This window comes from Salmonella sp. 2020_1459, assembly GCF_043847915.1.
Taxonomy (GTDB): Bacteria; Pseudomonadota; Gammaproteobacteria; order Enterobacterales; family Enterobacteriaceae; genus Salmonella; species Salmonella enterica.
Genome location: NZ_JBCMFA010000009.1, coordinates 63,860 through 90,837, shown reverse-complemented (window position 1 = coordinate 90,837; position 26,978 = coordinate 63,860). Strand labels below are relative to the sequence as shown.

Below are 26,978 nucleotides of genomic sequence, written 5' to 3'. Positions count from 1 at the left end.
TAACCCTTCCGGTTATATGTTATCTGGTGTGGTTATTCGTTAAACTACAGCGATTGTCGCGGCGACAGAAATGGCTGCGCAGCCGGCTTGCCGCCCGTCATGGCGTGAAGCCGGTACGCCGTACCCGCCAGAGACGCCATCGGAAGGAGTGAGCATGTCTGAACAGCAAATAGACTGGGATCTGGCCCTGATCCAGAAATATAACTATTCCGGGCCACGATATACCTCGTACCCAACCGCGCTGGAGTTTTCTGAAGACTTCGAGGACGCCGCATTCTTGCAGGCTGTGGCGCGTTATCCTGAACGTCCGCTCTCGCTGTATGTGCATATCCCGTTTTGTCACAAGTTGTGTTATTTCTGCGGCTGCAACAAGATTGTCACCCGCCAACAGCATAAAGCTGACCAGTATCTTGACGCGCTTGAGCAGGAAATTCGTCATCGCGCGCCGCTGTTTGCAAACCGTCATGTCAGCCAGCTTCACTGGGGCGGCGGTACGCCTACTTACCTGAATAAAGCGCAAATCAGCCGCTTAATGACGCTGTTGCGTGAAAATTTCCACTTTAATACCGACGCGGAAATCTCGATCGAAGTCGATCCCCGTGAAATTGAGCTGGATGTGCTCGATCATTTACGTGCGGAAGGTTTTAACCGCCTGAGTATGGGCGTGCAGGACTTTAATAAAGAGGTGCAGCGCCTGGTTAACCGCGAGCAGGATGAAGAATTCATCTTTGCGCTGCTTAATCACGCCCGCGATATCGGCTTTACCTCGACCAATATCGATTTGATCTACGGTCTACCGAAACAGACGCCGGAAAGCTTCGCTTTCACGCTGAAGCGTGTGACGGAACTGAACCCCGATCGTTTGAGCGTCTTTAACTATGCGCATCTGCCAACGCTTTTTGCCGCCCAGCGTAAAATTAAAGATGCCGATTTACCCAGCGCGCAGCAGAAACTGGATATTTTGCAGGAGACCATCGTATCGCTTACTCAGGCTGGTTATCAGTTTATCGGGATGGACCATTTTGCCCGTCCGGACGACGAACTGGCCGTCGCGCAGCGCGAAGGCGTGCTGCACCGTAATTTTCAGGGCTATACGACCCAGGGCGATACCGATCTGCTGGGGATGGGGGTTTCTGCTATCAGCATGATTGGCGATGGCTACATGCAGAACCAGAAAGAGCTGAAGCGTTATTACCAGCAAGTGGATGAGCGGGGCAATGCGCTATGGCGTGGTATTACGCTGACCCGTGATGATTGCATTCGTCGCGATGTTATCAAGGCGCTGATTTGTAACTTCCGCCTGGATTTTAACGCTGTCGAACAGCAGTGGGGTTTGCATTTCGCTGAGTATTTTGCCGAAGATTTGCAGTTACTGTCGCCGCTGGCGAAAGATGGGCTGGTGGATATTAGCGAGAAGGGAATTCAGGTGACGGCGAAAGGTCGTTTGCTGATCCGCAATATCTGCATGTGCTTTGACGCGTATCTGCGCCAGAAAGCGCGGATGCAGCAGTTCTCGCGCGTCATTTAGCCGGGTTGCCCGGTGGCGCTGCGCTTACCGGGCCTACACGTTGCGACAACCTGTAGGCCGGATAAGCATTAGCGCCATCCGGCACATTGTCAGCTGAACAGTCCCACCAGCGCGGCACACAACACGGCGGCTAGCGCAGTTTGTGGCGTGTGGCTGTCGACCGCTCCACTCGATACCAGATTAATAATAGATTCTAACATAATGAATCCCCCCGTTTGCCGGGCATGATCATACTGAACTCATCGGAACAGTAAAGCGCAAAATAGCAGCGTTTTGCGCTCAATTATTAATCTTTACACTCGCGGGTAATGTTTACTCCATTCCCAGCTCTTTCAACTTCCGCGTTAGGGTGTTTCGCCCCCAACCGAGCAGCCTGGCGGCTTCCTGTTTATGACCCTGCGTATGGCGTAACGCCGTGGTCAGTAGCGTTCTCTCCAGTTCTGGCTGCGCTTCAGAAAGCAGGTTTTGATGACCGGATCGCAAGGCGCGGTCCGCCCATTGCGCCAGTAATGTAGCCCAGCTATCCGGCGGCAGGTGGGACGGGCTATCCGGCGCCGAGGCTTCAAACAGTTCGCCCGGTAAATCCTGGATCAATACCTCCTGTCCGGCGGCCATGACGGTGAGCCAGCGGCAGGTATTTTCTAACTGACGCACGTTACCAGGCCATGCCAGGCGCGTTAACGCCGTTTCGGTTTCCGGATGTAATAATTTGGCTTCCACACCTAATTCACGGGCGGCGACCTGCAAAAAATGGCGCGCCAGGCGCGGAATATCCTCACGGCGCTCGCGCAACGGCGGAAGATGGATACGAATCACGTTCAGGCGGTGGAACAGGTCTTCGCGGAATTTCCCTTCCTGAACGCGTCGTTCGAGGTTCTGGTGGGTGGCGGCGATAATGCGCACATCGACTTTTACCGGCGCGTACCCGCCCACGCGGTAGAACTGTCCGTCAGCCAGCACGCGTAACAGACGAGTCTGGACATCCAGCGGCATATCGCCAATTTCGTCCAGAAACAGCGTGCCGCCGTCAGCCTGCTCGAAACGGCCCTGCCGGATGGTATTCGCCCCGGTAAAAGCGCCTTTCTCATGGCCAAACAGTTCGGATTCAATCAAATCTTTCGGGATGGCCGCCATATTGAGTGCGATAAACGGCGCTTTGGCGCGTGGGCTATGGCGGTGAAGCGCATGGGCGACCAGTTCTTTCCCGGTTCCTGATTCGCCGTTAATCAGCACGCTAATCGAAGAACGCGACAGCCGACCAATAATGCGAAACACATCCTGCATGGCGGGCGCTTCGCCTATCATGTCTGTTGTCGGGCCGTTAACCTCGATATTACGCGGCTGCTGCTGCTCCTGATAGTGGCTAATCGCGCGCTCGACCAGAGCGACGGCTTCATCAATATCAAACGGTTTAGGCAGATAATCAAACGCCCCCTGCTGATAGGCGCTCACGGCGGCATCTAAATCGGAATGCGCGGTCATAATGATGACCGGAAGCATCGGGTGACGCTGTTTAATCTGCTTTAATAGCGCCAGCCCGTCCATTCCCGGCATTCGGATATCCGACAGCAAGACGTCCGGCGTTTTACTGGCCAGCGCAGCCAGTACTTCATTACCATTCTCAAAGGTGGTACAGGTCAACCCTGCCCCGGCGAGAGCACGTTCAAGCACCCAACGGATGGAACTATCATCATCGACGACCCAGACTATTCCTCGTTGCATAAACACCTCTATTTCCGAATCGGCAGGTAAACCGAAAACTCGGTATGCCCCGGCCAACTGGTAAATTCAATTTTGCCGGCGTGTTGATCGATAAGATTGCGGGCGATAGATAACCCAAGCCCGGTGCCGCCTTCGCGACCGCTGACCATCGGGTAGAACAGCGTATCCTGTAAATGGGGAGGAATGCCCGGCCCATTGTCTTCAACGTCTATACGCGCCGCCAGGCGATAGCGTTCGCCATGCAGCGTTAACTGGAAGGCGGTACGCGTACGCAGCGTAATTTCGCCGCCTTCCGGCCCCAGCGCCTGCAAGGCATTGCGGACAATATTCAGCAGTACTTGCTCAATTTGTTCCGGGTCGTGCGGCAGTTCTGGCAGACTGGGGTCATAATCGCGGATAAGCCGGACATTATCCGGCAGTTCCATCGACACCAGCGCCACCACGCGCTCCGCGACTTTATGTATGCTCTCGGTAATGTGCATTCCCGGGTGCTGCGGCCCCAGCAAACGATCGACAAGGTTGCGTAGCCTGTCGGCCTGTTCAATGATGACTTTGGTATATTCCATTAGCGCCGGGTCGGGCAGCGCCTTGCTGAGTAGCTGCGCCGCGCCGCGCAGGCCGCCGAGCGGATTTTTGATTTCGTGCGCCAGACCGCGCACCAGATCGCGGGCGGCGATTTGCTGCGCGTGCTGCAACTGCTCCTGACTCAGACGACGCTGGTTATCCATCGGCGCCATTTCGAGCAGTATAAAATCGTCGGGCAGACGTTGGGCGGTCAAAGAGAGAATATGCGAGCGACTATCAATCACCAGCGTCACTTCGTTATCGGTAAAGCCTTGCCCTGCCGCTAAACTTTCGCGCATCAGGTCAATGTTTAACGAAAAATAGCTCAACAGTTCAGGTAACGGCGTCCCGAACAGTTTGCGTGAGCTTTGCGCGAGCAACTGCTGCGCGGCAGGATTGGCGTAATGGATTGCCAGCGCGTCGTCGACCACCAGCACGCTGTTGATTAACGAATTGAGGATCTGCCCAGCATCGGGCTGTATGCCGCTTGCCATTCAGCAGTCTCCTGGAAAAGGTTGCACCATTTTAGTGCATTATAGCTTTTTACCACTAAAAAGCGCGTGAGATCAGATTGTTGGTGGAGAAAAAAGCCCATCCTGGGATGGGCTGAAAGTTTCCACGGCAACTCAAAAACTCCTGACGCCTTTCACGCTGCTGCTGCGTTGGCTGCCTTCGCTTACCCCAGTCACATCGCTATCTATGCTCCTGGGCATGTGCTCAGTTGCCGCCTTGCAGCAACGCGAAATTCGTCGGATTTTTAATATACGATTAAACGCTGTAGTACAGCTCAAACTCTACCGGGTGCGGGGTCATACGCACGCGGTCATCTTCTTCGCGACGCAGCGCAATATACGCATCGATCGCTTCATCAGTGAACACGCCGCCTGCTTTCAGGAACTCGCGGTCCAGGTCCAGCGCGTTCAGCGCTTCTTCCAGAGAACCCGCTACCTGTGGGATCTCTTTCGCTTCTTCCGGCGGCAGGTCATACAGGTTTTTGTCCATGGCTTCGCCCGGGTGAATCTTATTCTTAATCCCGTCCAGACCGGCCATCAGCAGGGCGGCAAAGCACAGATACGGGTTAGCCGCCGGGTCCGGGAAGCGAACTTCGATACGGCGCGCTTTCGGAGACGCCACCACCGGAATACGGATGGAGGCGGAACGGTTACGGGCGGAGTAGGCCAGCATCACCGGCGCTTCGTAACCCGGGACCAGACGCTTGTAGGAGTTGGTGGTCGGGTTCGCCAGGGCGTTGATGGCTTTGGCGTGTTTGATGACGCCGCCGATGTAGTACAGCGCTTGTTCAGACAGGCCGGCATATTTGTCGCCAGAGAATAGGTTGGTGCCGTTCTTCGCCAGCGACATGTGGCAGTGCATACCGGAACCGTTATCGCCGAACATCGGTTTTGGCATAAAGGTCGCGGTCTTACCGAAGCGGTGAGCCACGTTATGCACGACATATTTGTAAATCTGAATTTCGTCGGCTTTTTTGGTCATGGTGTTAAAGCGGGTCGCCACTTCGTTCTGACCTGCGGTCGCTACTTCGTGGTGGTGCGCTTCAACGACCAGGCCCATCTGCTCCATGACCAGACACATTTCAGAACGGATATCCTGCGCGGAGTCAACTGGCGGAACCGGGAAATAACCGCCTTTCACGCCCGGACGATGGCCTTTGTTGCCGCCTTCGTACTTGGTAGAGGAGTTCCAGGCGCCTTCAATATCGTCAATCGCCACATGTGAGCCGGAGATAGATGCGCCGAAGCGGATGTCGTCGAACAGGAAGAATTCAGGTTCCGGCCCAAACAGGACGGTATCGGCGATACCGGTCGCGCGCAGGTAGTCTTCCGCACGTTTTGCGATGGAACGTGGGTCACGGTCATAACCTTGCAGAGTGCCAGGCTCCAGGATGTCGCAACGGATAATCAGGGTAGAGTCCGCGAAGAACGGGTCAATCACTGCGGTGGATGCGTCTGGCATCAGCACCATGTCGGATTCGTTAATGCCTTTCCAGCCGCCGATAGAGGAGCCGTCAAACATTTTGCCTTCTTCAAAGAATTCGGCATTTACCTGATGAGCAGGAATCGTGACGTGCTGTTCTTTGCCTTTGGTATCGGTGAAGCGCAGATCGACAAACTTCACTTCGTGCTCGTTCAGCATCGTCAAAACGTGTTCAGCGGACATACTTGTACTCTCCCGGATTGGTCATGGTCGGTCGTCGTGGTAACGAGATCTTCAATTCTGCTGGCCGTGTCGCCGTAAAAATATAAAGCGAAATCTGTGCCAACTTTCACATTGCCCCCAAAAGGCGTTATCATGCGCACCATCGTGCAAAAGGGCTGCACCACGGTGACTATGTTGCACCAAAATAGTGCTTCAATGTGAACATTAAGCACCACATTGGTGCAATAGAACGCAAGCCACCCTTTTAACGCTCCGTGAAAGCGATCACAAAGAGACTCTGCAATACTTGTTTGCGGAGGATGTTTGTGATCCTGTTTTGTAGTGCGATTAATCCGTGTACAATAACGCGCTATTTCTAATGCCTGAGGCAAAGTTGTGATCGAAAATTTGCGTAACATCGCCATCATCGCGCACGTTGACCATGGTAAAACTACCCTGGTTGATAAGCTGCTCCAGCAATCCGGTACGTTCGACGCGCGTGCCGAAACTCAAGAGCGAGTGATGGACTCCAACGATTTGGAGAAAGAGCGTGGTATTACTATCCTCGCTAAAAACACCGCTATTAAATGGAATGATTACCGTATCAACATCGTTGATACTCCCGGGCACGCTGACTTCGGTGGTGAAGTAGAGCGCGTCATGTCCATGGTTGACTCTGTGCTGCTGGTGGTTGACGCATTTGACGGCCCGATGCCGCAAACGCGCTTCGTGACCAAAAAAGCCTTTGCTCATGGCCTGAAACCCATTGTGGTTATCAACAAAGTTGACCGTCCTGGCGCGCGCCCTGACTGGGTTGTTGACCAGGTATTCGACCTGTTTGTTAACCTCGACGCGACCGACGAACAGTTGGACTTCCCGATCATCTACGCTTCGGCGCTGAACGGTATCGCGGGTCTGGACCACGAAGATATGGCGGAAGACATGACCCCGCTGTATCAGGCGATCGTTGATCATGTTCCGGCGCCGGACGTTGACCTCGATGGTCCGTTGCAGATGCAGATCTCCCAGCTGGACTACAACAACTACGTTGGCGTTATCGGCATCGGCCGTATCAAACGCGGCAAAGTGAAGCCGAACCAGCAGGTCACTATCATCGATAGTGAAGGGAAAACCCGTAACGCGAAAGTAGGTAAAGTGCTGACGCATCTGGGTCTGGAGCGTATCGACAGCGATATCGCCGAAGCGGGCGATATCATTGCGATCACCGGTCTGGGCGAGCTGAACATTTCCGACACCATCTGCGACCCGCAGAACGTTGAAGCGCTGCCGGCGCTGTCCGTTGATGAGCCGACCGTGTCTATGTTCTTCTGCGTTAACACCTCGCCGTTCTGCGGTAAAGAAGGTAAGTTTGTGACTTCTCGTCAGATTCTTGACCGTCTGAACAAAGAGCTGGTGCATAACGTGGCGCTGCGCGTTGAAGAAACCGAAGATGCGGATGCGTTCCGTGTATCCGGTCGTGGCGAACTGCACCTGTCCGTGCTGATTGAAAATATGCGTCGTGAAGGTTTCGAACTGGCGGTTTCCCGTCCGAAAGTTATCTTCCGTGAAATCGACGGTCGTAAACAAGAGCCGTACGAAAACGTGACGCTGGACGTCGAAGAGCAGCACCAGGGGTCTGTCATGCAGGCGCTGGGCGAGCGTAAAGGCGATCTGAAAAACATGAATCCGGACGGTAAAGGCCGCGTACGTCTCGACTACGTGATCCCAAGCCGCGGGCTGATTGGTTTCCGTTCAGAATTCATGACCATGACTTCCGGCACGGGTCTGCTGTACTCCACCTTCAGCCATTACGACGATATTCGTCCGGGTGAAGTGGGCCAGCGTCAGAACGGCGTACTGATCTCCAACGGTCAGGGTAAAGCGGTGGCGTTTGCGCTGTTCGGTTTGCAGGATCGCGGTAAGCTGTTCCTGGGTCACGGCGCGGAAGTTTATGAAGGCCAGATTATTGGTATTCACAGTCGCTCCAACGACCTGACGGTAAACTGCCTGACCGGTAAGAAACTGACCAACATGCGTGCGTCTGGTACGGATGAAGCGGTGATTCTGGTTCCGCCAATTAAAATGAGCCTTGAGCAAGCGCTGGAGTTCATTGATGACGACGAACTGGTAGAAGTCACCCCAACCTCTATCCGTATCCGTAAACGTCACCTGACGGAAAACGATCGCCGCCGTGCGAACCGTGGTCAGAAAGAAGAGTAATTAACGCTCTTACGGATAAAAACCCTGCCGAAATGAAAACTCGGCGGGGTTTTTTTATTCACGTTGAGAAAGGGATAAGGTTGCCAAAAAATCAGCAATCGCTGGCGTATTATGCCGACCAATGACAATGGTCAGTGAGCGAAGCTTTGGCAGATCTTCATCGGTTAAAATCAAATTAATGAGCTGTTCCTGGGTTAATTCATTGTCCCAATCAATATTAAATCGCTTATTCATTTGTTTCCCTTCTCTATAAGCATGAATATGGTAAAACGCTTTGCGAATATTATCATGGCGCTTAGAGGCGGGATATCGGGAGTCTGATTCAGGATGAATGAGCGGGCAGAACAACTACCCGCTGTGATGCAGATTCGGAAAATGGAGGCAATAATATCAGAAGAAATACTTCGCCCCGATACGAATCTGGTTTTGCTCTCTATGGTAGGGGCCCACGTTACGATCTAACCAGCGTAATTCAAAATAGGGCAACCAGTGTTCATTGATACGATAACGGAAGGTATTGGTGATTTCCCAATGATGCTTCGTACCATTACTACTATTAAAATCATTAACGTTATAAAAATAGTGTGGTTCAAAGGTATAAGAAAATTTATCGGTAATGATAAAATTCCAATAGTTACCGATTTCATAGCTGTCATTATTATCCAGTTCGCCATTCAAATCGGTTGAACTATAATTATTGTGATTATATCGGTTACGTACCGTAAGATTAAACCACGGGGTAAATTTATAGTTAACATCCAGATAGACGGCGCCGCCGGAACCAATGCTTTTGTCGTTTATTAACCCGCCAGGCTGGATGGTTAATTTATCTGTAGGTTTAAATAACGGATACCAGCCCTCAATCTCATTATAACCGTGCTTTAATTCATTATCACGCTGTAGCGTATAGGTATTGGTCAACATAATTCCGGCCCCCATATCGGAGTTATAGCCGACGCGCAGCATAAACTCCATTTGGTCAGACGCCAGGTTATAGGCCTCACGGTTTTCTACATAAGCGCCAGCAAAAACAGAGGTGGATATTACAGAAGTTAATATCACTAGAGTATTCAGAGATTTCATAATAAATCCATTTTTCAAATATAGGGAAGCCGCCATCCATCGGGATGGATAAAGCGGCAAACGTCGTTTAATTATTTACAGTAGAAATACTTTGTTTATTATTAGTCGCGACAATTTGATTACCTGTTTTCTTTCGTTGGGCAATTTCCTCGATAATAAAAGCGAAACGTTGTTCATTGAGCTTATAAAAAAAGCCCATCGTTAGTGCTGCGATAATGGCAAGACCGCAAGGCCATAAAAAAATGAGCTGACGCAAACCAAGCAACGTGGTGTCACTTTGAGCTATGTTGGGGATATAACCGATTTGCGTCAGCATAATACCTGGCAAAAAGCCAGCAAGCGCAGCGGAAATTTTTCGGGAAAAGGTATAACCCGTATACACCGAGCCTTCAGCGCGAATACCCGTTTTCCATTCACCATAGTCAACCGTATCCGGAACCAGCGCCCAGTTCAGGCTGTTGACGAAAGCGGTACCGAAGAAGGCGATACAAGAAAAAATGACAAAATAAAAGGAGTTATAACCCCAAAAATAATTTAAAACATCGCCCGCGGCCCATAAAAGCATACCTGCTAAATACACGCGTTTCTTGCCAAAGCATTTTACGGTCCAGGGAACTAACAAAACACCAATAATTACACAGCCCATACTAAAAAAACCCATCCAGGATAATAGGTTAATGTCATTTAGTACATATTGGGTATAATAAACCTGAATAGCGAGCTTGATATTAAATGCTGCTAGTGTACACAAATTTGCAATGCATAGAACTAATAGTGGTGGGTTGTGAAAAATTGCACAAAATGATTTGATGATGCTTGCCTTATGTCCCGGCGATGGGGGTTCAATGTAATGTTCTTTGGTTCCTTTATAACATAACATAATAAAAATGAAACCAAAGATAGAGAAAGTTAAGGCTGCATAACCATAACCAATGGTAGTTGTAGAGAATAAAGATTGAAGTGGAATAAAAGCAACCGTACAGATTAATAATCCTATTGTTGCCCCTCCCTGCCGGAAAGCTGCCAGTTGTGCGCGTTCATTTGGATTTTTTGTTATTGCTGGGATCATAGCGCCATATGAACAGTTCATTAGACTGTAAAACAGTCCGAATAACATAAATAGACCGGTAGCAATAGCGGTCTTTATCGGCAGACTAAATGTTGTAGCAATAAACTGAACTGTCGCAATAATTGCTGATGGTACTGCTGCATACAGAATGAAAGGTCTAAATTTCCCTCTGATTCCAATGTTTTTTTGAGAATCGAGAAGAAATCCGGTTAGCATATCTGTAAATGCAGTAAAGAATTTTGCTATGAGGAAAATAACCCCGCCATAATATGCAGGCATTCCTAGCTCATCTGTGTAAAACTTGAGCAAATATAATGTGCCAATGCTTAGCATTAGATTAGAGCCAATATCACCCGCACCGTAAGCGAGTTTTTCTCTCAAGCTTAGTTTTAGCGTTAGCGGATCATGGTCAGGCATAACCACTCCTTACAACGCCCCGAAGGGCATCAGTCATCATTATTGTTAAGCAGTACGTTTACGTGCTTCTATTTCCTCAACGATACGTATGTACATTTTCTCGTTGAGGTTGTAAAAACAGCCCATTGTAATCATGGCCAACACTGCGAGGGCACAAGGATATATGAAGATCAACTGACGTAATCCTTCAACAGTGCTGGTTGATTGCACCACGTTGGGTATGTAGCCAATTTGAGTAAGCATCCATCCGGGAAAAAATCCAGCCAACGCTTGGGACATTTTGCGAAAGAAGGTGAGCCCGGTATAAACCGTCCCTTCGGAACGAACACCTGTACGCCATTCACCATATTCCACTGTGTCCGAGACTAGCGCCCAGTTCAGGCTGTTGACGAATGCTGAACCAAAGAATGCCAGACAGGAGAAGGCCACGAAGCTCACCGAACTGTCGCCGAAGCTGTAGTTAAGCAAATCACCCACGGCCCAAATTAGCAGTCCGCCGATATAGACTTTTTTCTTACCAAAACGGCGTACAGCGGTAGGCATTAAAAATACGCCGATGAAGATACAACCCATACTGAAGAATCCCATATAGGACAACAGAATCGGATCGTTCAGCACGTACTGGGTGTAGTAGACCTGAATCGCCAGTTTGACATTAAATGCCGCAAGGGTGCAAAGGTTGGCGACGCACAGAATAAACAACGGGCGGTTACCGGCGATGGCGCGAAAGGATTGCAAAATTCCTGCTTTTTGTGCGGAATCAGCCTGTTTGACCTCGACATAACGCTCTTTGACACCCGCATAGCAAAGCCACATAAATAGCAGCCCGCATAACGAGAAAAGAGCAGCGGTTACGCCATATTGCAATTGTTGATTGCCTTCAATCAAATTCATTACTGGTACAAAAGCAACGGTGCCAATGAGAAGGCCTAAGGTGGATCCGCCCTGGCGCCAGGCTGCCAGCGAGGCACGTTCATTTGGATTTTTGGTTATAGCTGGCACCATCGCGCCATAAGAGCAGTTCATTAGGCTGTAGCATAATCCATACAGCATAAACAGCAGCGTTGCGACGACCGTTTTGCCCGTAATTTCTAACGGTGTTCCTATAAAGTTGGCTGTAGCCAACAGTGCTACTGGGAATGAGCCATACAGAACGAACGGGCGAAATTTACCTTTCGGTCCTATTTTTCGCCGCGAGTCGAGCACAATACCAGTGCCCATATCGGCAAATGCGGTAAAGAATTTAGCGATTAAGAAAATAATCCCACCATAGGTTCCCGGAAGACCGAGGACATCTGTGTAGAATTTCAACAAATAGAGTGTGCCAATATCCAGCAGAATATTGGAACCCAGATCGCCTATGCCATAAGCTATTTTTTCTTTAAGCGGCAGGCGTAGCGTTGCCGGATCAGCAGAGGTCTGACTCATTATTTTTCTCCATCTGCCCGCAGGTTTCCCTGCGGGCGAGCCGTATTAGATATTCCGTAAAGAAGCAAAAAGTGAAGCCCACTCGCTCTTCGCGCGATAGAAGACCGGCGGTTTGCCAATGGGCGCATCCACGGTAATGTCACCGCCGTGGTGAACTTCGCCGGTCCAGATATTCACCCAGTGATCTTCCGGCAGGTACAGCGTCCAGTCGCAACGCCCCTGCTCGTGAACCGGCGCGACCAGCAGATCCTGACCGAGCAGATATTGATATTTCAGGGTGTAGGTTGTGGCATCGTTCTCGTAGTGCAGGAATAGCGGACGCATGACCGGCAGACCGGTAGCCGTGTTTTGCGCCACCGCCTGCTTGAGATACGGTTTCAGCGTGGTAAAGACGGTGGTCATGCGGGCAAAGTGGGCAATAGTTTCCGCGTCGCCGTCAAACTGCCAGTTATCGCCGGGGCGGTTGCCTTCATGGGTGCGCATCATCGGCGTAAAGGCGCTGAAATCGCACCAGCGCAGCAGCAACTCTTTGCTGCGTTTCATGTCAAACAGGGTGGTGTAGCCGCCGATATCGCTGTGATGCAGACCATGGCCGGTCATCGCCAGCGACAATGCCGCAGGCACTACAGAGGCCAGACCATCATCAAGGCTCCAGTCAACGTTCTGGTCGCCTGCCCACATCATGGTGGAATATTTCTGACTGCCGGTGTAACCCGCACGCATAAAGAACAGGATCTCGCCGAGTTTGCCGGTCTCCTGTAGCGCTTCGTAGTTACATTTCGCCCACAGCGCAGGCCAGGCGTTATGCATGATCTCGGCGCTGACGCCGTTGTGCAGATACGTGTCGGTCGGCAGATATTCGCCGAAATCCGCCATCCAGCCGCTGCAGCCGAGCGCGATCATGTTCTTTTTGATGACGTCTTTGAACCAGTCGTAAGCTTCAGGATTGGTCAGATCGACCACGCCGCCATAGAATTCGCCAAACTCGACCAGATAGTCGCCGCCCGTGGCGTCTTTCGCCAGATAGCCGTGTTTCGCCGCCTCAGCGCAGAGGTCTTTATCACTGGCGACGTATGGGTTGATATAAGAGAGGAACTGGACGCCTTGTTCTTTCCACTGTTTGATCCGGCTATCCAGCTGTGGATAGTTGTCGCTATTCCACTTCCAGTTCCACATCACGCGCTTGCCAAAGGAGGTCATGCGGATACCGGACCAGTCCTGCGCCCAAATACCGTTCACTTTTACGCCTGCGTTGCGCATGGTATCCAGTTTTTGCTGGCAAACTTCCGTACCGCCCTGAATGCCTAGCGTGACGCCGTTGTAAACCCAGTCCGGCAGCTCCGGCTGGCGGCCTAACAGCGCAGTCAGTTTTTCCAGCAGGGCGATGTAGGTGGCGGCACACTCAAAACGCAGCGTAGTTTTATCTTCCCACAGCGCCAGTTCGTGATACTCCGGCGCGCTGAAGTCGAAATTCATATAGCAGCTATTATCGACGTGGCAGTAATACTTCTGCGTGCTGACAAAGGTCGGTTGCGGGAAGAAGGTCCAGTAATAGTCGCCGCCGGCATTCTCTTTACAGTCTGCCTGCCAGGTGACATAGCTGGTTTTATTACGGCCAACGCCCTGTTCGCTGGTCCACAGCGGGAACGGCTTGCCGCGCAAATCGAAATAAGAGAACTGTTCGCCGCAGCCGTAGATATGGTCGTCTGGATTAGCCGCGAGGCGTAACCAGATACGGTTATGGTGTAGGTCGTCGTTTTGCAGATCCAGCTTCAGGCGTCCCGCCTCATCGGCGGAGATGCGAAGGGTGGCGCTAATTGTTGCGCCACGGCTGAATTGTACCAGCCAGCCGTCGGGTAGCTCGCTGACCGTGGCCTCTGTTAATGCAATCTTCTCGTTAAGTTTGTCTTTGATGCTGAAGTTGCCGCGGAACATATCAATGTCGGCAACGCCCGCGCCAATCCACAGACAGGGGTTTTCGGCGCTGTGGCGTAAAATCAGGCGCTGGTGGTACGTCAGCGTAAAGCCCTCAATGTTCTTTTCTATCAGGACAGAGGATAAATGCTTACTTTGCGTGCTCATAAAATATTCTCCATGAAATTGAGGAACGCGAGCATACTGATTGTTTATGATTCGTTATTATTCATTAGCCTTAAATAGTTATGCGCTACTCTTGAAGTAGCGCCTGAACAAAGTAAGCACTTATTATTTGCTGGCATCCACTTTACGAATCTCAGCAATTTTTTTGCCTAAAAGTATTTGTAATATTGCCAACAGTACAAATGGTGGTAGAAGCGCAGTAGCCGCTGAAACACCTAATGCACCTTTTATTAACATTGCACCCGAAGCAATTAATAATAAAAATACTAAAACGCGGAATACTTTTACCGAAATACGCTTATGAACATATTGCCCGACTAAGGAACCGAGTATCATGGTAGGGATACAGAAAATAACCAGTTTAAATGTTGAAATTGTTAATATTCCACTGGTTGCCAGGCCGCCGACAACTGCAATGTTGTTTGCCGTAAAGAATGCATTCAGCGTACCGCGAAAAGCGGCTGGGCCAAGGTTACGTAGCATTCCATACATCACAACTGGCGGTCCATTTGTGGAAAAGGCCGCTCCTAGCGCCCCAGCTATCGCCCCTAACGGTGCAGCAATCCAACGTCTGTCATAGATGGGTAGACGGGGAATAAACATACTGTAGAATGAGTAGAGAATAAGAAAACCACCCAATCCTATTTTCATTATGTGATCAGGTAGATAGGAAAGTGCATATAAACCTACCGGAATGCCAAGAAAAGAGAAGCCGATAAGAACGGCAGCCGATCGCCAGTCCGTTTCTTTACGAGATAACCATGTGGCATAAATGGCGGTCGCTGTTCCGACAATAACAGAAAGTGGTGTTGCCATTTTTACAGGTAGCATTAGGGTTATGAGCGGCATGGTAGTCAATCCACCACCAAAGCCAGCACATATTCCTACGAATGTATAAAGAAACATTAAGGCGATAACGGTGTATATAACACCAGGTTCCAACATCACGCCATCAGGTGTAAATAAATTAAAGAAATCCATTATAATTCCTTCATTATCAAATTCTAAAATATTACTTTGACTGTTTTAAGTCAGGGTAATAGGTATCCTGCACAAATAAATACATGAACTATATGCATTCACCACAAATATTAAAAAACAATATATGCTGTTGTTTTGGTTTAAGTAATAGTAAGTCGATCCCAGAATTAAAGGCATTCGGCGGACAACTCATCGGTTCGATAGCTAATCCCCGGCGATTCAACTTTTCGCCACTATAGACCTGAAGCCACGGTTGATCGGAACATAAACTAACAGCCAGTTCCTGTTGATGGTTAATAATTTTCGCCTCCCATCGCTCGCTGTAAGTTTTGAAAGTATGATCAATCCGTTTATCACCAATTTTTTGTTGGATGGAATAGTCCAGATTCAGCTCATCGACGCGTAGTAACGTTGATGAGTTAGACTGTGTATCGAAAGCAAAAACCTCTTTTGCAGGAAGTTGCAGCGTATAATCATCAACAGGTGCTAAGTCACAGGTTAAGTAGGGGTGAACACCGACGCCATAAGGTGCTGGTTTATCGCCGATATTTTGGCTAATTATTTCAACGGACAGCCCTGTTGTTGCGTCCAGTGAGTAAATAACCTGCGAAATCAATGCGAATGGGTAGCCATAGCTTGGCGGTAAAAATATGGAGAACGAGGCTTTTGTGGCTGTTAATTCATCGACTTGCCAGTCTCTCCATGCAAGCAAGCCGTGAATAGCGGCGTTAGAGCCATGTTCATTAATCGGCAACTGATACTCATGCCCATCATGCTGATAGATACCATTGGCAATACGATTTGGCCAAGGGATTAATACCTTACCCAGATGAGCAAGAGGCATCTCTTCTGGTTTATGAGGTATAACCAGATGCTTGCCCTGCCAGGTTAATTCGGCAAGACCGGCACCCACTGAAACTATTTGCGCCCGGTAATCACCTGCAGCGAGTAATATCGTATTCCCACCACTATGCATACATATCACCTTAATATTAGATACCCTTACTAAACAACGGCATATGCAACGTTCATTTGCTGATATGCCGTCGTTACCAGGCTTATTTATTTCGCATTGATATCTAACAAACCTGCTGCTACGGCTGGTGCCAGCCCTGGAGCGAGCGGGATGCGTGGAATTACCAGACAGTGCAGAAGATGGTATATATCCTGCTTACCGTCCCAGACTTTAGTGGTCACCTTGTTGTCAGCATCCAATTCTTGCCACCAGGAACCATTTTCATAGTCCATCAGGTATTTAATGCAGTAATCCCACCATGTTTGATACCAGGTTTCGTATTGACGATCTCCTGTTACGGTATAGAGGGCATAGGCTGTCCCCATCGCTTCTACAATTGGCCAGCGTACACGTTCACGTACAACGGGTTTCCCTTCCCAATCAACGGTATACACAATGCCGTCTGCTCCATCCGGAGCCCAGGCATCACGTACCGTAGCGTGGAACAGACCTTTCGCGTCTTCCAGCAGCCATGCAGGGGGTTGTTCGCATCTGGCTTCCAGTGCTGCGTGGATATGCAGCATTAAACGACCCCATTCGATCCAGTGACCTGGAGTACCGCCAAATGCACGGAAACGGTGTGCTGGATTTTCTTTGTTATAGTCGCGGATAGGATTCCACTGTGAATCGAAATGTTCATTAACACGGTAATGATTATTTCTGGCTACATCATGAATAATGACTGATGCGATTCTGATAGCGCGATCCAGCCATTTTTTGTCATGAGTAACGTCATAAACAATCAGGAACGCTTCGACGGCGTGCATATTGGCGTTACCGCCACGGTAATCTTCGGTTTTGCTAAAGGCTTCGTCCCAGGACTCCAGGCACATCTGCTCTTCTTCACTCCAGAAGTATTTCTCAATCACTTCTATGGTGTAATCCAGCAATTTCCTGGCTTCAGGGTGCCCGGTCGTGACGGCGCTGGCCGCGCCCAGCAAGGCGAAGAAGTGTTGATAACCCTGTTTAGAGGCATCCACCACGCCCTGATCGTTAACGCAGGCATACCAGCCGCCGTATTTTTTATCGCGCAGCGCGCCGTTCATGGCGTTGATGCCGTGATCAACCAGATCATAAGCGCCCGGTCGGCCCATCGACGCCGCCACGGAATAAACGTGCAACATACGCGCCGTGATCCAAAGATGGGTGCCCATCTCTTCTTTGATTTGCCCTTTATTTCCCAGCCAGCCGAAGCCTGTCGGCACCACGGCGTTTTTACCGAAATTAAAGATGCGGTCGGTTTCCTGCTCCAGCCAGCGGTTGTGGCTCAATGTGTTAAACCATTTCATTCTTTCATCCTCGTATTAGCGGCGACAAGCCATCATTTCATCGACAATGTCACCTAAACGTTGCAATTTAGGCGCGGAAACATCACGTAGCATCAGCTCGGTATCCGGTAAACCAATCACTGATGACCAGACCGCGCGTCCCGCCAGGAACCCGGATGCGCCAGCTTCCATGGCGACCCTGACCGCGCGAGGGAACAGTTTTTCGTCCACACCGGAAGAGAGGATGACCCACGGCATATTGATATGCCCATTCAGGCGTTGTGAGGCGGTAAGAAGATCGGAACGCGCGCCTTTGCCGTAGAGCGGCATTTCAACTTTGTAAAGATCGGCGCCGCTGTCGCCCAGCTCTTTGGCCGCATCGATAATCGCCTGCTCGCGATCGAACTTGTCGCCGCAGCGCGGCGGACGAACAACCGGTTCGATAATGCTCAGCAAACCATTGGAGTGACATAATTCATTGAATTCTTTGACTATATCCAGACGCTGCTGCGCGTCTTCATCGCTGCGCCACAGCACCAACAGTTTTAAGGCTTTCGCGCCATCCCGTTTTACCGCCTGCGCATTAATTTTTTTATCAATGACCACGTTATCAACGGGAATACCGTTGCCCGGGATGAAATCATCCGCCGCGACGATCATGGCGCAGCTTTTAGCGACCGCGTTTTGTTCTACGGCCTGGCGATAACAGAACTGCTGATCCAGCAGAACGGCAGAGGCATACGGGGAAAGAATTTTCGCCGCATTCACTTTGAAATCCGTCAGCACGCTATCGGCAACGGGTGTTTTCGCACCAGCAGCAGCAAACATTAAACGCATCGCCTCGCGCTGATCGACAGCCAGCATGGCAAACCCGCCGGACGCTCGCGTAATGTCTTTGATGGTGTAGTTGTTCATTCAATTTTCCTTTATACAGTCGTTACTTTTTTACGTTGGCGGTCAGCCCGGCGCTGATGCGCACCTGTTCCAGGATGGCGCTCCAGTCTTCCCGACCGCGGCCTGCGGCCCGCGCCAGGTTATAAACTTCACGGGAGGCGGCGCCGAGCGGCATCGGTACGTGCAGTTGATTGGCGACATCCAACGCGATGCCAAGATCTTTGTGCGCCAGATCGATCATGAAGGCGGGAGACAGATCCCCTTTCATCACTTTATTCGGCCAGGTGGTGGTGAAATGCCCTTTGCCTGCGGCAGTGCCGCTCATCACTTTTAAAGCCACGTCGAAGGAAAGCCCCAGCGCTTCACACAGCACGGCGGCTTCGGCGGAGAGCGCATTTAGCGCAATACTCATGTAGTTGTTGATCAGTTTTACGCGAATACCCATTCCCGGGCCGCCGGTGTTGACCAGCTCATTACCCATCGCCATCAGAACAGGGGTAGCACGCTCTACTTGCTCCGCCGTACCGCCTGCCAGCAGCAACAATGTGCCGGTAATCGCGTTGTCGGATGTCCGGCCTACCGGCACATCCATCATGCTGAACCCTTTGCTCTGCATGTCGGCAATCAGCTTATCGGTTTGCAACGGATGAATAGTGGACATATCAATGACCAGCGCTTCACGGGAAAGAGTTTCACAAACGCCTTGCTCGCCAAACAAAACGGAACGAACCAGATCGCCGTTCGAGAGCATGGTGATAACAAATTCAGCGCCGATGGTTGCCTGAGCCGGGCTGCTTGCAGGTTGCGCGCCTTTGTCTACCAGACGCTGTACGGCGTCGGGATTAACATCGAAGACGCTGAGTTGATGGCCCTGCTTTAGCAGATTGCTCGCCATAGGGGAGCCCATCTGTCCCAACCCGATAAATGCTATAACTGCCATATCGTTCTCCTGAACACGGTGGTGTCATTTTTTGTCATTAATGAGCCTTTTTCTGTCTGTTTGTGATCGTATTTGTAATTTATAGTCAAAAAATTGACAGCCGTCACTTTTTAAACATTTCGTGAAATTAAAATGAGCACATCGAAAATGCTTGAGGAATGACCATGGTTCGTATTGCTTGTGTAGGTATTACCGTGATGGATCGCATCTATTACGTGGAAGGATTACCGACAGAAGGGGGTAAATATGTGGCGAAGCGCTATACGGAAGTGGGCGGCGGGCCTGCGGCGACCGCTGCCGTGGCTGCGGCGAAATTGGGCGCGCAGGTGGACTTTATTGGCCGTGTGGGCGATGACGACACCGGAAACAGCCTGCTGGCGGAACTGGAATCCCTGGGGGTAAATACCCGCTATACCCGCCGCTACACGCAGGCCATGTCGTCGCAGTCAGCGATTATGGTGGATGCCAAAGGAGAGCGGATTATCGTTAATTATCCCAGCCCGGATTTATTACCTGACGCCGACTGGCTTAACGACATCGATTTTTCGCAGTGGGATGTGGTGTTGGCGGATGTGCGCTGGCATGACGGCGCAAAACAGGCGTTTACGCTGGCGCGTCAGGCTGGCGTCATGACTGTTCTTGATGGCGATATTACGCCGCAGGATATTAGCGAGCTGGTGGCATTAAGCGACCACGCCGCCTTCTCCGAGCCAGGGCTGGCACGCCTGACGGGGATGAGCGAAGCCATTGATGCGCTAAAAAAAGCACAAATGCTCACAAATGGACATGTCTATGTCACGCGAGGCAGTGAAGGCTGCAACTGGTTGGAAAAAGCGGCGGTACGCCACCAACCGGGTTTTACCGTGGAGGTGGTGGATACTACCGGCGCGGGCGATGTTTTTCATGGCGCACTGGCATTTGGCCTGGCAAGCGGATACGCCATCGAAGAGGCTGTCAGATTCGCCAGCGGCGTTGCCGCGCTGAAGTGTACGCGCCCAGGTGGCCGGGCGGGTATCCCTGATTGTGAGCAAACCCGATCTTTCTTGTCACTTTTTGTATAATATGAGCAGTAGGAAGCTTTTAGAGGAATGCTCATGAGTCTTACCGAACTGACCGGTAATCCGCGACACGATCGGCTGTTAATGCTTATTGATGAGCGCGGCTATATGAATATCGATGAGTTAGCCAGTTTGTTGGAGGTCTCTACCCAGACGGTTCGCCGCGATATTCGTAAATTAAGCGAGCAGGGGCTGATTACGCGTCATCACGGCGGCGCTGGCAGAGCGTCCAGTGTGGTCAATACCGCCTTTGAGCAGCGAGAGGTCTCCTGGACGCAAGAGAAAAAAGCCATTGCGGAAGCCGTGGCTGACTATATTCCGGATGGCTCCACGATATTTATCACGATTGGAACGACGGTTGAGCAGGTGGCGCGCGCGCTGCTCAACCATAATCATCTGCGCATTATCACCAATAGCCTGCGCGTCGCGCACATTCTTTATAATAACCCTCGCTTTGAAGTGATGGTGCCTGGCGGCACGCTGCGCCCGCATAATAGCGGCATTATCGGGCCATCCGCGGCGGCGTTTGTCGCGGGGTTCCGGGCGGACTATCTCGTCACCAGCGTAGGCGCGATAGAGAGCGATGGCGCGTTACTGGAGTTTGATGTCAACGAAGCCAGCGTAGTGAAAACCATGATGGCCCACTCGCGACATATTCTGCTGGCCGCCGATCATACGAAATACCATGCTTCTGCGGCGGTTGAGATCGGCAATGTGTCACAGATTACCGCTCTGTTTACGGACGAGTATCCCGGTCCGGCATTACAGAATTTACTTCAATCCCAGCAAATCGAAGTGGTTCAGGTGAGTCCTTCGCTGGACGACGCCGTTTCAGCGTGACAAGCGCCCTTGCGCCGGATGGTCGCGTCAGCGCTTTATCCAGCCAATAAAACGGCGCTGTGATGCAGGCGATATTGAACATCGCCTGCGTTTCTATTGTCTTTTTGTTAATTGATTTATAAAGGGATACATAGTCAAACTTCTCCTTTCCCGCTACAGTTATTCATCCCCGGTTAGCAAGGAGAATGACATGCTCTACATCTTTGATTTAGGTAATGTGATTGTCGACATCGACTTTAACCGCGTATTAGGTGTGTGGAGCGATCTGAGTCGAGTACCGCTGGCTTCGCTGAAGCAAAAATTTACGATGGGCGAGACTTTTCACCAACATGAACGCGGTGAGATAACGGACGAAGCGTTTGCTGAAGCTTTCTGTCATGAAATGGCGTTATCGCTCAGTTATGAACAATTTGCGCACGGCTGGCAGGCGGTATTTGTCGGATTACGGCCCGAAGTGATTGCTATCATGCATAAACTGCGCGAGCAGGGGCATCGCGTGGTGGTGCTATCCAATACTAACCGACTGCATACCCACTTCTGGCCGGAGGAATACCCGGAGGTGCGCGCTGCCGCCGACCATATCTATTTATCGCAGGATTTGGGAATGCGTAAGCCGGAAGCGCGTATTTATCAGCACGTCCTGCAGAAAGAAGGTTTTTCCGCTGCCGATGCGGTCTTTTTCGACGACAATGCCGATAATATAGAAGGGGCCAACCAGTTGGGGATCACCAGCATTCTGGTGAAGGATAAAGCCACCATCCCTGACTATTTCGCGAAGCTGTTATGCTAAAAACCGTTCACCAAAAAGCTGGACGCCATACGCGCCCTGTTCGGGCCTGGCTCAAGCTATTATGGCAGCGTATTGATGAGGATAATATGACGACTCTGGCGGGAAATCTCGCCTATGTCTCATTACTCTCCTTAGTACCGCTTATTGCCGTCGTTTTTGCCCTTTTCGCTGCTTTTCCGATGTTTTCTGATGTCAGCATTCAGTTACGCCATTTTATTTTTGCTAACTTTATGCCAGCCACCGGAGACGTGATTCAGCGCTATATTGAGCAGTTTGTCGCTAATTCCAACAAAATGACGGCGGTGGGCGCCTGTGGACTGATTGTGACGGCATTGCTGTTGATGTACGCCATTGATAGCGCCTTAAACACTATCTGGCGCAGCAAACGCACACGGCCAAAAGTGTACTCTTTTGCGGTGTACTGGATGATCCTCACGCTCGGCCCGCTTCTCGCTGGCGCCAGCCTGGCGATCAGCTCCTACCTGCTTTCTTTACGCTGGGCCAGCGATCTGAATACGGTCATCGACAATGTATTGCGCATCCTTCCGCTGCTGCTCTCGTGGATCTCATTCTGGTTACTTTACAGTATTGTCCCAACGACTCGCGTACCGAACCGTGACGCCCTTGTCGGCGCGTTTGTCGCAGCGTTGCTGTTCGAGGCCGGAAAGAAAGGTTTCGCGCTTTATATCACCATGTTCCCGTCATATCAGCTCATTTATGGCGTACTGGCAGTGATCCCTATCCTGTTTGTCTGGGTATACTGGACCTGGTGTATAGTCTTGCTTGGCGCAGAAATAACTGTCACTCTCGGGGAATACCGAAAACTCAAACAAGCCGCAGAACAAGAAGAAGCTGACCAACCATGATTGCATTAATTCAACGCGTAACCCGTGCCAGCGTCACCGTGGAGGACGAGGTGACGGGTGAAATCGGCCCAGGACTTTTGGTGTTATTGGGTGTCGAAAAAGAAGATGACGAACAAAAAGCGAATCGTCTGTGCGAGCGCGTGCTGGGATACCGTATCTTCAGCGATGCTGACGGCAAGATGAATCTGAATGTACAACAGGCTGGCGGCAGCGTGCTGGTGGTGTCGCAGTTTACGCTGGCGGCAGATACCGAGCGCGGTATGCGGCCAAGCTTTTCCGGCGGGGCTGCGCCGGATCGCGCGCAGGCGCTTTATGAATATTTTGTCGAACGCTGCCGCCAGCAGGCGATAAACACGCAAACCGGACGCTTCGCTGCCGATATGCAGGTTGAGCTGGTTAATGACGGTCCCGTGACATTCTGGCTCCAGGTATGAGTCAGCTTCCGGCGTGGCCGCGGATAACAAGAGAGAGTACGGCTATGTATCACCTTCGAGTTCCGCAAACAGAAGAAGAATTAGAACGTTACTACCAGTTTCGCTGGGAGATGCTGCGTAAACCGCTGCACCAGCCGAAAGGGTCGGAACGGGATGGCTGGGATGCGTTGGCGCACCATCAAATGGTGGTGGACGAAGAAGGAAATTTAGTTGCAGTGGGCCGCCTTTATATCAATGCAGATAACGAGGCGTCTATCCGTTTTATGGCTGTACATCCCTCGGTACAGGATAAAGGGCTGGGGACATTAATGGCGATGACCCTGGAGTCTGTTGCCCGCCAGGAAGGCGTTAAGCGCGTCACCTGCAGTGCGCGCGAAGATGCGGTTGAGTTCTTTGCCAAACTCGGGTTTGTCAATCAGGGGGAGATTACTACGCCCACAACCACGCCAATCCGCCATTTTCTGATGATTAAACCGGTAGCATCGCTGGATGATATCCTGCATCGCGGCGACTGGTGCGGGCAGCTTCAGCAGGCCTGGTATGAGCACATTCCATTGAGTGAAAAGATGGGGGTGCGCATTCAGCAGTACACCGGGCAAAAATTTATCACCACGATGCCGGAAACCGGTAATCAAAATCCGCATCACACGGTGTTTGCCGGCAGCCTGTTCTCCCTGGCGACGTTGACCGGATGGGGACTTATCTGGCTGATGCTCCGTGAACGCCACCTGGGCGGGACGATTATTCTTGCTGACGCCCATATTCGCTACAGTAAACCCATTAGCGGAAAGCCAAACGCCGTGGCTGATTTGGGGTCGCTAAGCGGTGATTTGGACAGGCTGGCGCGGGGTAAAAAAGCGCGAGTCCAGTTGCAGGTTGAACTGTTGGGCGGCGAGACCGCTGGGGCAATTTTCGAAGGCATTTATATCGTACTACCCGCGAAACCGTTCGGCCCGTATGAAGAGGGCGGGAATGAGGAGGAGTAGCTGGACATATCCAACTACTCGATGAAGGCATCCGCTGGTAGTTTAAAGCGTTGTGTAAGCGCTTTAATATGATTAACCGTTAGTGCTCTGCGGCCATTTAAGATGTTGCTGACGTTCGATTTAGAACCAAGTTCGTTGGCAAGATCTGCTGCTTTGAGACCGTATTGATCCATGAGCGTTCGCAATACTGAAACGCCAGGGGGCGTTTTCTCCAGGTGTTGATTGAGTGCTTTGAATTCCGGCGCATGTTTTTCGTATTCACTGATTCGGGCACAGAGCAATTCAAATAGTGGGTTTTCAAGATCGTCGTGGTCGACCAGAAACTCCACTAGCGCTAGTGCCCTGCGATACTCATTGTCATTTCGGTCTTCCCCCATCAGTGGGACGCTTTTTACCGCATCGCTGAAGGTATCAACGATCTTTTTTGCGCTGGTTGCATCCATCTGACGATGAGTTCTCATTCTTTATTACCCCGATAATATGCGGTCAGTTTGTCATATTCGGCATGGGAAACGATATGTTTCACAAATATCTTATGTAACCTGAAATCTATGTAGGAAATGAGTCTCAGGCTGTTACCAGAAACATCAATCACCCACCATTTATCTCTGTACTTAAAATTATCCAGTGAAGGAATATACCGCTTCATCTCTTCAGGCTGAGTGAATGTTTTTTTCTCCAGAACATTCAGCAACTCAGTGAGGGCAAGCTCATGGTTTGGATACATGAGCATCGCTTCATTGAACGGTTTTCGGCTGATAACATGCACAATGTAGTTCCATTACAAAGTTTTCAACCTGAAAACAATTTAGCGCAACGTTATCCAGTTTTCAAGTTGAAAACAAAATTGAATTTTAGGTCATTTTGCCTGTTGATGGGCTTACAACACGCCAGGCCACATCTCGCATGGCGCTTCGTGCCGCCTGGCTCACGCCTCCTAGCTGGAAAAAGCCATGGATGACACCGAGATAGCGCTGGCAAGTGCATTCCACACCCTGTTCCTGGAACCGTTGATACAGGGCCTCGCCCTCATCGCGCAGTGGGTCGAATTCGGCAGTAATGATGTGCGTGGATGGCAGTCCGGCGAAGTCCTCACGCCAGAGCGGACTGGCTTCAGGATGCAGTGGATCGGTTCGCGGCATATACATCTCGTAGCCTGAAAGCAGCGTGTCACGCGTGATAATGTAATCCAGCCCATTACAGGTGTAGCTCGCAAACCTGGCGGTTGCGTCCAGCATGGGGTAGATCAGAATCAGCTGTGCAGGTTGCCATTGACGGGCGGCTTTCAGGCGTAGCGCGGTGACCAGCGCCAGATGCCCACCCGCGCTGTCACCGGCAAGCGTAATGTTCTCGCGATCTATCCCCAGTTTCTGGGCATATTTCCAGATAGTATTAGCTCCGGTTTCGGCATCGTTATGTGCGGCCGGGAAGGTGTGCTCTGGTGCAAGTCGGTACTGTGCCGCAATCACGCGACAACGGCTGTAAAAAGCTAACTGCCTTAACTGGTTATCGTGAGTGGCAAAACCGCCGCTGACAAAGCAGCCACCATGATAATAAATGATGCAGGGTAATTTCCCTGTGGCATTGAGCGGCGAAACCACGCGAAACGTCATGGCATTGAGTTTAATATCTTCAACCTGGACGCGGGTTTCTGTTTCTCCTGCCAGTGTCGTGCTGGCGATGTAGCCCGCCCTCCGGTCATCAATATTCTGTTCGCGAGAAGAGGGGCGTCCCGCGGCGATAAACCCAGCGACCAGTTCGGCAATTCCTTTTTCCAGTGGCATATAACGCTCCTTTGACTGTATGTATGTACAGTTTATAACCTGGTTCGTTGGGGATGGAAAGTGGTGAAACGAGGGGATGATGATTCTGGATAGAGGTTCGCAAAAAATGGAATGCGGTTGGCGCTGGGTTTTTAATTTTTGTACTGTGAAATGATGATGCTATACGCCATTGACGTATAGATTATTTTCACTACTATAAGCCAATGGCGTATGGAATATGCAATTTATAGAAACGGAACTCTTTACTGAAGATGTTAAAAAACTGCTCGATGAGGATGAATACCATAAGCTTCAGGTTTTTATGGCTCAGTATCCAGATTGTGGTGATGTCATTCAGGAAACGGGCGGCCTGAGAAAAATGCGCTGGGGAGCGCGAGGCAAAGGAAAGCGTAGTGGCGTGCGAATTATCTATTTTCACCGTAGTCAACGGTATGAGATTCGCTTGCTTCTGATTTATCAAAAAGGCATTAAAGATGATCTCACGCCGCAGGAAAAAGCGGTGCTTCGTATGCTGAATGAGAGGTGGTAGATGGATAAAGTGTTATTTGAGCGATTAACTCAAAGTATGTCTCAAATGAATGAAATCATTGAAGGGACCCGTGAGCCTTCTCGTACCTTTCATATTGATGCAATGAAGATTAAAGAAATACGGCAGGCATCTGGGTTGTCGCAATCTAAGTTTGCAGAACTGATTTCGGTCAACGTGGATACGCTGCGCAACTGGGAGCAAGGAAGACGTTCACCGACAGGGCCAGCCAAAGCGTTACTTCGCGCCATTGCCAACGACCCGAGAAACGTTATACAAGCATTGCGTTATTGAGCAATGATCCGGCT

26 protein-coding genes and 2 pseudogenes are annotated in these 26,978 nt (G+C 50.7%); 10 read left to right on the top strand and 18 right to left on the bottom strand.

Annotated features, from left to right (window positions below):
• Positions 1-154: 154 nt before the first annotated feature.
• Positions 155-1,528, top strand: a complete 1,374-nt coding sequence (hemN, locus tag ACH0VJ_RS21025) for an oxygen-independent coproporphyrinogen III oxidase (protein WP_000003528.1) — start codon at positions 155-157, stop codon at positions 1,526-1,528.
• Positions 1,529-1,617: 89 nt separating this feature from the next.
• On the opposite strand, the gene ACH0VJ_RS21020 is transcribed toward hemN, so the two are convergent.
• From ACH0VJ_RS21020 to glnA, 4 genes are all read right to left on the bottom strand, one after another.
• The gene (locus ACH0VJ_RS21020) at positions 1,618-1,728 is read right to left on the bottom strand and encodes a YshB family small membrane protein (protein ID WP_001578131.1); all 111 of its coding nucleotides are present in this window, start codon (positions 1,726-1,728) and stop codon (positions 1,618-1,620) included.
• 112 nt (positions 1,729-1,840) lie between these two features.
• A complete protein-coding gene (gene glnG, locus ACH0VJ_RS21015) occupies positions 1,841-3,250 on the bottom strand; it encodes a nitrogen regulation protein NR(I) (protein ID WP_001188782.1) in 1,410 nt (469 codons plus the stop codon).
• 8 nt (positions 3,251-3,258) lie between these two features.
• Positions 3,259-4,308, bottom strand: a complete 1,050-nt coding sequence (gene glnL, locus ACH0VJ_RS21010) for a nitrogen regulation protein NR(II) (protein WP_000146190.1) — start codon at positions 4,306-4,308, stop codon at positions 3,259-3,261.
• A gap of 274 nt (positions 4,309-4,582) precedes the next feature.
• Positions 4,583-5,992: a glutamate--ammonia ligase gene (gene glnA / locus ACH0VJ_RS21005; RefSeq protein ID WP_001271699.1), complete on the bottom strand. Its 1,410-nt coding sequence runs from the start codon at positions 5,990-5,992 to the stop codon at positions 4,583-4,585.
• Positions 5,993-6,367: 375 nt separating this feature from the next.
• Here glnA and typA point away from each other — a divergent pair, with 375 nt between their 5' ends.
• A complete protein-coding gene (typA, locus tag ACH0VJ_RS21000; protein ID WP_000572064.1) occupies positions 6,368-8,191 on the top strand; it encodes a ribosome-dependent GTPase TypA in 1,824 nt (607 codons plus the stop codon).
• Positions 8,192-8,245: 54 nt separating this feature from the next.
• On the opposite strand, the pseudogene ACH0VJ_RS20995 reads toward typA, so the two are convergent.
• The 11 genes and pseudogenes from ACH0VJ_RS20995 to yihU all read right to left on the bottom strand — a co-directional run.
• A pseudogene (locus ACH0VJ_RS20995) lies at positions 8,246-8,317 on the bottom strand (hypothetical protein); the annotation flags it as partial.
• Positions 8,318-8,425, bottom strand: a pseudogene (locus ACH0VJ_RS20990) (cytoplasmic protein); the annotation flags it as partial.
• A gap of 156 nt (positions 8,426-8,581) precedes the next feature.
• On the bottom strand, positions 8,582-9,274 hold the full coding sequence (gene ompL, locus ACH0VJ_RS20985) for a porin OmpL (RefSeq protein WP_000838831.1): 693 nt from the start codon (positions 9,272-9,274) through the stop codon (positions 8,582-8,584).
• 67 nt (positions 9,275-9,341) lie between these two features.
• The gene (locus ACH0VJ_RS20980) at positions 9,342-10,760 is read right to left on the bottom strand and encodes an MFS transporter (RefSeq protein ID WP_001112785.1); all 1,419 of its coding nucleotides are present in this window, start codon (positions 10,758-10,760) and stop codon (positions 9,342-9,344) included.
• Positions 10,761-10,805: 45 nt separating this feature from the next.
• Positions 10,806-12,188, bottom strand: a complete 1,383-nt coding sequence (locus tag ACH0VJ_RS20975; protein WP_000084233.1) for an MFS transporter — start codon at positions 12,186-12,188, stop codon at positions 10,806-10,808.
• A gap of 45 nt (positions 12,189-12,233) precedes the next feature.
• Positions 12,234-14,270, bottom strand: a complete 2,037-nt coding sequence (locus ACH0VJ_RS20970; RefSeq protein ID WP_000107276.1) for an alpha-glucosidase — start codon at positions 14,268-14,270, stop codon at positions 12,234-12,236.
• 123 nt (positions 14,271-14,393) lie between these two features.
• A complete protein-coding gene (locus tag ACH0VJ_RS20965; RefSeq protein WP_000345334.1) occupies positions 14,394-15,269 on the bottom strand; it encodes a sulfite exporter TauE/SafE family protein in 876 nt (291 codons plus the stop codon).
• A gap of 88 nt (positions 15,270-15,357) precedes the next feature.
• A complete protein-coding gene (locus tag ACH0VJ_RS20960) occupies positions 15,358-16,260 on the bottom strand; it encodes an aldose-1-epimerase (RefSeq protein ID WP_024131638.1) in 903 nt (300 codons plus the stop codon).
• A 71-nt stretch (positions 16,261-16,331) separates the two neighbouring features.
• Positions 16,332-17,573 (bottom strand): sulfoquinovose isomerase, encoded by a 1,242-nt coding sequence (yihS, locus tag ACH0VJ_RS20955; RefSeq protein ID WP_000870949.1) that lies wholly within the window; start codon positions 17,571-17,573, stop codon positions 16,332-16,334.
• A gap of 15 nt (positions 17,574-17,588) precedes the next feature.
• Entirely contained in the window at positions 17,589-18,467 is an 879-nt protein-coding gene (gene yihT, locus ACH0VJ_RS20950; RefSeq protein WP_001067410.1) for a sulfofructosephosphate aldolase, read from the bottom strand.
• A gap of 22 nt (positions 18,468-18,489) precedes the next feature.
• A complete protein-coding gene (gene yihU / locus ACH0VJ_RS20945; RefSeq protein WP_000268255.1) occupies positions 18,490-19,386 on the bottom strand; it encodes a sulfolactaldehyde 3-reductase in 897 nt (298 codons plus the stop codon).
• Positions 19,387-19,550: 164 nt separating this feature from the next.
• Here yihU and ACH0VJ_RS20940 point away from each other — a divergent pair, with 164 nt between their 5' ends.
• From ACH0VJ_RS20940 to fabY, 6 genes are all read left to right on the top strand, one after another.
• Complete coding sequence (locus ACH0VJ_RS20940; protein WP_001520529.1) at positions 19,551-20,447, top strand: sugar kinase; 897 nt, start codon at positions 19,551-19,553, stop codon at positions 20,445-20,447.
• A 33-nt stretch (positions 20,448-20,480) separates the two neighbouring features.
• Positions 20,481-21,284, top strand: coding sequence for a DeoR/GlpR family DNA-binding transcription regulator (locus tag ACH0VJ_RS20935; protein WP_000059693.1), 804 nt, complete (start codon positions 20,481-20,483; stop codon positions 21,282-21,284).
• Positions 21,285-21,474: 190 nt separating this feature from the next.
• Positions 21,475-22,074 (top strand): glucose-1-phosphatase, encoded by a 600-nt coding sequence (gene yihX / locus ACH0VJ_RS20930; protein ID WP_000965695.1) that lies wholly within the window; start codon positions 21,475-21,477, stop codon positions 22,072-22,074.
• On the top strand, positions 22,068-22,940 hold the full coding sequence (locus ACH0VJ_RS20925; RefSeq protein WP_000921423.1) for a virulence factor BrkB family protein: 873 nt from the start codon (positions 22,068-22,070) through the stop codon (positions 22,938-22,940). The genes yihX and ACH0VJ_RS20925 overlap by 7 nt, the downstream gene beginning before the upstream one ends.
• Positions 22,937-23,374, top strand: coding sequence for a D-aminoacyl-tRNA deacylase (dtd, locus tag ACH0VJ_RS20920; protein WP_000560969.1), 438 nt, complete (start codon positions 22,937-22,939; stop codon positions 23,372-23,374). Before ACH0VJ_RS20925 ends, dtd begins: the two co-directional genes overlap by 4 nt.
• Before the next feature lie 44 nt (positions 23,375-23,418).
• Entirely contained in the window at positions 23,419-24,360 is a 942-nt protein-coding gene (fabY, locus tag ACH0VJ_RS20915; protein ID WP_001518251.1) for a fatty acid biosynthesis protein FabY, read from the top strand.
• A gap of 14 nt (positions 24,361-24,374) precedes the next feature.
• Here the strand turns inward: fabY and ACH0VJ_RS20910 are convergent, their stop codons facing one another.
• From ACH0VJ_RS20910 to ACH0VJ_RS20900, 3 genes are all read right to left on the bottom strand, one after another.
• Positions 24,375-24,821 (bottom strand): type II toxin-antitoxin system HigA family antitoxin, encoded by a 447-nt coding sequence (locus tag ACH0VJ_RS20910; RefSeq protein WP_001259009.1) that lies wholly within the window; start codon positions 24,819-24,821, stop codon positions 24,375-24,377.
• On the bottom strand, positions 24,818-25,129 hold the full coding sequence (locus ACH0VJ_RS20905) for a type II toxin-antitoxin system HigB family toxin (protein ID WP_000558166.1): 312 nt from the start codon (positions 25,127-25,129) through the stop codon (positions 24,818-24,820). Before ACH0VJ_RS20905 ends, ACH0VJ_RS20910 begins: the two co-directional genes overlap by 4 nt.
• Before the next feature lie 85 nt (positions 25,130-25,214).
• Complete coding sequence (locus ACH0VJ_RS20900) at positions 25,215-26,144, bottom strand: alpha/beta hydrolase (RefSeq protein WP_001127708.1); 930 nt, start codon at positions 26,142-26,144, stop codon at positions 25,215-25,217.
• A gap of 217 nt (positions 26,145-26,361) precedes the next feature.
• Between ACH0VJ_RS20900 and ACH0VJ_RS20895 the strand changes: the two genes are divergently transcribed.
• The gene (locus tag ACH0VJ_RS20895; RefSeq protein ID WP_001159637.1) at positions 26,362-26,673 is read left to right on the top strand and encodes a hypothetical protein; all 312 of its coding nucleotides are present in this window, start codon (positions 26,362-26,364) and stop codon (positions 26,671-26,673) included.
• Complete coding sequence (locus ACH0VJ_RS20890; RefSeq protein WP_000362050.1) at positions 26,674-26,964, top strand: DNA-binding transcriptional regulator; 291 nt, start codon at positions 26,674-26,676, stop codon at positions 26,962-26,964.
• Positions 26,965-26,978: the final 14 nt, after the last annotated feature.

What these genes read in the sequence shown, in the direction of transcription:
- ACH0VJ_RS20895 (WP_001159637.1), top strand. Translation starts at nt 26,362, where the DNA reads ATGCAATTTATAGAAACGGAACTCTTTACTGAAGATGTTAAAAAACTG.
- yihS (WP_000870949.1), bottom strand. Translation starts at nt 17,573, where the DNA reads ATGAAATGGTTTAACACATTGAGCCACAACCGCTGGCTGGAGCAGGAA.
- ACH0VJ_RS20935 (WP_000059693.1), top strand. Translation starts at nt 20,481, where the DNA reads ATGAGTCTTACCGAACTGACCGGTAATCCGCGACACGATCGGCTGTTA.
- ACH0VJ_RS20970 (WP_000107276.1), bottom strand. Translation starts at nt 14,270, where the DNA reads ATGAGCACGCAAAGTAAGCATTTATCCTCTGTCCTGATAGAAAAGAAC.
- ACH0VJ_RS20910 (WP_001259009.1), bottom strand. Translation starts at nt 24,821, where the DNA reads ATGAGAACTCATCGTCAGATGGATGCAACCAGCGCAAAAAAGATCGTT.
- ACH0VJ_RS20900 (WP_001127708.1), bottom strand. Translation starts at nt 26,144, where the DNA reads ATGCCACTGGAAAAAGGAATTGCCGAACTGGTCGCTGGGTTTATCGCC.
- glnL (WP_000146190.1), bottom strand. Translation starts at nt 4,308, where the DNA reads ATGGCAAGCGGCATACAGCCCGATGCTGGGCAGATCCTCAATTCGTTA.
- yihU (WP_000268255.1), bottom strand. Translation starts at nt 19,386, where the DNA reads ATGGCAGTTATAGCATTTATCGGGTTGGGACAGATGGGCTCCCCTATG.
- ACH0VJ_RS20980 (WP_001112785.1), bottom strand. Translation starts at nt 10,760, where the DNA reads ATGCCTGACCATGATCCGCTAACGCTAAAACTAAGCTTGAGAGAAAAA.
- ACH0VJ_RS20890 (WP_000362050.1), top strand. Translation starts at nt 26,674, where the DNA reads ATGGATAAAGTGTTATTTGAGCGATTAACTCAAAGTATGTCTCAAATG.
- dtd (WP_000560969.1), top strand. Translation starts at nt 22,937, where the DNA reads ATGATTGCATTAATTCAACGCGTAACCCGTGCCAGCGTCACCGTGGAG.
- ACH0VJ_RS20965 (WP_000345334.1), bottom strand. Translation starts at nt 15,269, where the DNA reads ATGGATTTCTTTAATTTATTTACACCTGATGGCGTGATGTTGGAACCT.
- ACH0VJ_RS20940 (WP_001520529.1), top strand. Translation starts at nt 19,551, where the DNA reads ATGGTTCGTATTGCTTGTGTAGGTATTACCGTGATGGATCGCATCTAT.
- ACH0VJ_RS21020 (WP_001578131.1), bottom strand. Translation starts at nt 1,728, where the DNA reads ATGTTAGAATCTATTATTAATCTGGTATCGAGTGGAGCGGTCGACAGC.
- fabY (WP_001518251.1), top strand. Translation starts at nt 23,419, where the DNA reads ATGTATCACCTTCGAGTTCCGCAAACAGAAGAAGAATTAGAACGTTAC.
- yihX (WP_000965695.1), top strand. Translation starts at nt 21,475, where the DNA reads ATGCTCTACATCTTTGATTTAGGTAATGTGATTGTCGACATCGACTTT.
- glnG (WP_001188782.1), bottom strand. Translation starts at nt 3,250, where the DNA reads ATGCAACGAGGAATAGTCTGGGTCGTCGATGATGATAGTTCCATCCGT.
- ACH0VJ_RS20975 (WP_000084233.1), bottom strand. Translation starts at nt 12,188, where the DNA reads ATGAGTCAGACCTCTGCTGATCCGGCAACGCTACGCCTGCCGCTTAAA.
- ompL (WP_000838831.1), bottom strand. Translation starts at nt 9,274, where the DNA reads ATGAAATCTCTGAATACTCTAGTGATATTAACTTCTGTAATATCCACC.
- yihT (WP_001067410.1), bottom strand. Translation starts at nt 18,467, where the DNA reads ATGAACAACTACACCATCAAAGACATTACGCGAGCGTCCGGCGGGTTT.
- ACH0VJ_RS20925 (WP_000921423.1), top strand. Translation starts at nt 22,068, where the DNA reads ATGCTAAAAACCGTTCACCAAAAAGCTGGACGCCATACGCGCCCTGTT.
- hemN (WP_000003528.1), top strand. Translation starts at nt 155, where the DNA reads ATGTCTGAACAGCAAATAGACTGGGATCTGGCCCTGATCCAGAAATAT.
- glnA (WP_001271699.1), bottom strand. Translation starts at nt 5,992, where the DNA reads ATGTCCGCTGAACACGTTTTGACGATGCTGAACGAGCACGAAGTGAAG.